The 3,631-nt window shown below is 60.4% G+C and carries 3 protein-coding genes; 1 reads left to right on the plus strand and 2 read right to left on the minus strand.

All coding sequences use genetic code 11. The features are described from left to right. Positions 1-374, plus strand: a 374-nt coding sequence (locus tag H8B02_RS46055) for a hypothetical protein (RefSeq protein WP_229172332.1), incomplete at its 5' end; no start/stop codon positions are given. Between the two features lie 950 nt (positions 375-1,324). Here the strand turns inward: H8B02_RS46055 and H8B02_RS46060 are convergent. After that, positions 1,325-2,155 (minus strand): ABC transporter permease, encoded by an 831-nt coding sequence (locus H8B02_RS46060; RefSeq protein ID WP_229172333.1) that lies wholly within the window; start codon positions 2,153-2,155, stop codon positions 1,325-1,327. A gap of 5 nt (positions 2,156-2,160) precedes the next feature. Beyond that, a complete protein-coding gene (locus tag H8B02_RS46065; protein ID WP_229172334.1) occupies positions 2,161-3,411 on the minus strand; it encodes an ABC transporter permease in 1,251 nt (416 codons plus the stop codon). Between the last annotated feature and the right edge of the window lie 220 nt (positions 3,412-3,631).

Genomic DNA, 3,631 nt, shown 5'->3' on the forward strand with positions numbered 1-3,631 from the left:
CCCGCTTCTTGAGTTTGATTCCGCGACGTTCGGGTCGAAAGGAGGGCTTTGCCTTTCACCGAAATATTACCGGGCTCATACAGCTGGTTTTCACTAACGTGGCTGCCAAGCTAGTCGAAATTCTGCGCCAATCGGGCGGGTTTGAAGGTTCATGTCAGCCATTTTTTGGGCCGGGCGCAATGTCCTGGCCGAAATCGACGAGCTTGACGCCGAAAAGTGGAAGGGCTGAACGTCGCATCACTATCACTCGTCGGTTGTCCGGGAGCGCTGCTGCGGGCGTCACGCACGCAGAGCGCGCGGAAGATGGTGTTGGCGAACTCGCCCGCAAGATGCGCCATAACTGCATCGCTCTTGCCCTCGGCCACCGTCCGTAGCGATCCTGCGATCCCTGTACTCACCGGCACATGCCTTCAGCGGCGCGTGCGAACGCAGGGCGATGCGGTCCACATCATGTGATTCGTTCAGGCCCGTGCGATCGAGACTGTTATCGAGAGCTTGGTGGTCCTTTTTTGGATGGCGGCGCTCCTAAAGAGACGGTGTTGGCCCGTGTCAGATTCAAAGCCGACCGAGCGTTTTTGAGCGATCGGGACTGCGGGGTTGCGCGAATGATGTCGCCGGCCAACCTGGCGAGCTGCCAGCCGTTATCCCGTTCTTTGCTTGCCGCGTCGAGCGACCCGGCCATTCACGAAGCGAAGGATTTCGAGAAGCTGAACCTCGCATTGACGGTGCCGACGGTGCCTCCTCCAAGGCATACAACCTACTGCCGCTCGCTACCCATCTTGAGCAGCAAGGCCGCACGCTGATCACTGAAGAGCTCGTTGGGTCAATTGTGATCAGCTCTCGTGCTCTTCGCCAAAATCCGGTGCCGATCTGCGCCTAAGAATCAGGACATGCGGAGGATATCCGCGCGGGGTGCAACGCTCTGATGACTGCGCGCGCGCGCAGGCCGAAGAGAGCCGGATTGATGGATCGCCGCAGAGTCCGCGGCACCTGAAGTTGCTATCAGGCAATCTTCTCACGACGTCAATGGCGGCGCGCTTGAAGCGCGCGGCTCCCCAATACCAATCACGCCGCGGCCGACACCGGAGAACTTGTTGACCTTGCGCGGTGGCGGCTAAGCGTCTCCGACGGTTGAGGATCAAAAAGCTTCGCCAAGCCTAATACACGCCGTCCATCGTTAGCCGTGGCGTCCAGGCACCCGCATCTAATTTCTCTCCTGGGACCGCCTCAGGCCGAAACACGCGACATGGCTGTGTCCAAGTACCAGATTTGAACAGAGGCTTTCTGAGATGGCGCAGGGTTCTCAAACAGGCCACATGGACCATCATGTGTTGCGAACGCCGCGCAGACGCTCCGAACGCCGCCGTAGCAGTTCGACCGTGGTCAGCATCGCGATGGAGAACAGGATCAGCACGGTGGCGGCAGCAGTAATGGTCGGACTGATCTCCTCGCGGATGCCGGAAAACATGGCCCTGGGCAAGGTCCGTTGCTCGACGCTGGCTACGAAGAGGGCAAGCACCACTTCATCGAAAGAGGTGCCGAAGGCGAAGAGCGCACCGGAGATCATGCCCGGTAGGATGAGCGGCAGGGTGACCTTGAAGAAGACGGTGATCGGCGGCGCACCGAGACCGGCGGCTGCACGGGTTAGTGAGTGATCGAAACCCATCATGGTCGCGGTCACAGTGATGACGACAAAAGGAGTGGCTATCGTCGTGTGCGCCAGTATCAGCCCGGTATAGGAGTTGAGCAACCCGACATCGGCATAGAAGAAATACACGGCCACCGCGGTGATCACGAGCGGGACGACAATGGGCGAGATCAGCAGGCTCATCACCGCCGTGCGCCAGGGGAAGTTCGGGCGACTGAGCCCGAGCGCAGCAAGCGTGCCGAACGCGGTCGACAGTAACGTGACCAACACGGCGACGAAGATCGAGTTGTGCAGCGCGCCCTGCCACCGGCTGGTCAAGAAGAATTCCTCATACCAGCGCAGCGACAGCCCAGGCATCGGATAGGTGAAGAAGGGCACAGAATTGAACGACAGTGGGATGATCACGAGGATCGGCGCGATCAGAAACAGTAGCACAGCTCCGCAGATCAGCCGGTGCAGACAGCACCAGCCCTTCTCCATCGGAGAGGCATAGGCAGAAGCGGCCATCGTTCTCACCCCATTTTGATCCGGTCGACGCCGACCAGTTTGTTGAAGACGTAGTAGAGCAGCAGAGTGGCGGTGAGCAGGATGGCGCCAAGGGCCGAGGCCATGCCCCAGTTCAGCTCCTCGTTCGTGTAGTGGGCTACGAAGTAGCCGACCATCTGATCATTGGCGCCCCCGACCAGCGCGGGGGTAATGTAGTAGCCTAGGCACAGGATGAAGGTCAGCAGGCAGCCGGCGGCGATCCCCGGCAAGGTCTGGGGAAAGTAGACCTTCCAGAAGGCGTAGAACGGCCCAGCGCCGAGCGAGCGGGCGGCACGGACATGGCTGGGCGAGATCGTCTTCATCACGCTGTAGATTGGCAGCAGCGTGAAGGGCAGCTGGATATGCGTCATGGCTACCACCGTGCCGACCCGGTTGAAGATGAGTTGGGCGGGCTCCGATATGATATTCAGCGCTATCAGCATCTCGTTGACCACGCCGTGCTGCTGCAGAAGCACGACCCAGGCTGTGGTGCGCACCAGCAGTGAGGTCCAGAACGGCAGCACGACCATGATCATCAGCAGATTGCTATACTTGGGCGGCAAGGTCGCCAAGAGATAGGCCACCGGGAAGCCCAGCAGCAGTGTCGCGGCGGTCACGCCGATGCTGATACCAAGCGTGCGCAGGAACATGTCGCGGAAGATCGCGCTCTCCGGAGGCGAGGAGACGATCTGGCTGTCGGGGCCATATTGGTAATCGAGCGAACGCAGCAGGTAATAGGCCGTATAGCGCGAGCTACCACGCTTTAGCAGGCTCCAGACGCCGTGCTGCCCCCAGAACGGGTTGATCTCAATCAGCGCCGCCTTGTAGGGACCGACGGAAAGCGTGTTCGCCCTTCGGGCGCTCGAAGTGACCTGGCTGCCGAGGCCGGGCAGCTCGTAATTCATCCGCTTGCCGATCGCCCCCGTGGTCTTTTGCGCCCAGGCCTGCTTAAGGTCTCCAGCAAGGGCGGCATAGACGCTCTCGTCGGGCAGGTCCTTGCCATCCCAAGAGCTTAGCGCTGCCGTGGTTCGCGGCATCAGTGTCCGCAGCGTATCGTCATGGATTGCATTGAACATCATCCGGCCGATCGGCAAGATGAAGGCAATCAGGATGAACAGCAGGAGCGGCAGGACGAGGGTAAAGGCCCTCAGCTTGCGTCGGCGCTCGATCCGCTGCAGCTGGATCCGCAGCGGCACGCCGTCGGGGCTGCCAGCGATTTGGACGGCCATCGTCACCATCGACTCCTCTCCTTCAGATCGTCCGTTTGGGACGGGAAGCTCTCCCCGTCGTTGCAATTTCTTTATTTCAGGAACCAAGCGATAAATCCTGACGCAGCTCCTCGCCCTTGTCAGCCCAGAAGGCGGAGTCAATCACCAGAATATTGCCCATACGCGGACGCAGTCGAAAGCTGAGGCAACGTCGCCGGAGCCCGCCGTTACCGGCAGGAGACTTCCGTTT

Source organism: Bradyrhizobium altum, assembly GCF_020889705.1.
Classification (GTDB): domain Bacteria; phylum Pseudomonadota; class Alphaproteobacteria; order Rhizobiales; family Xanthobacteraceae; genus Bradyrhizobium; species Bradyrhizobium altum.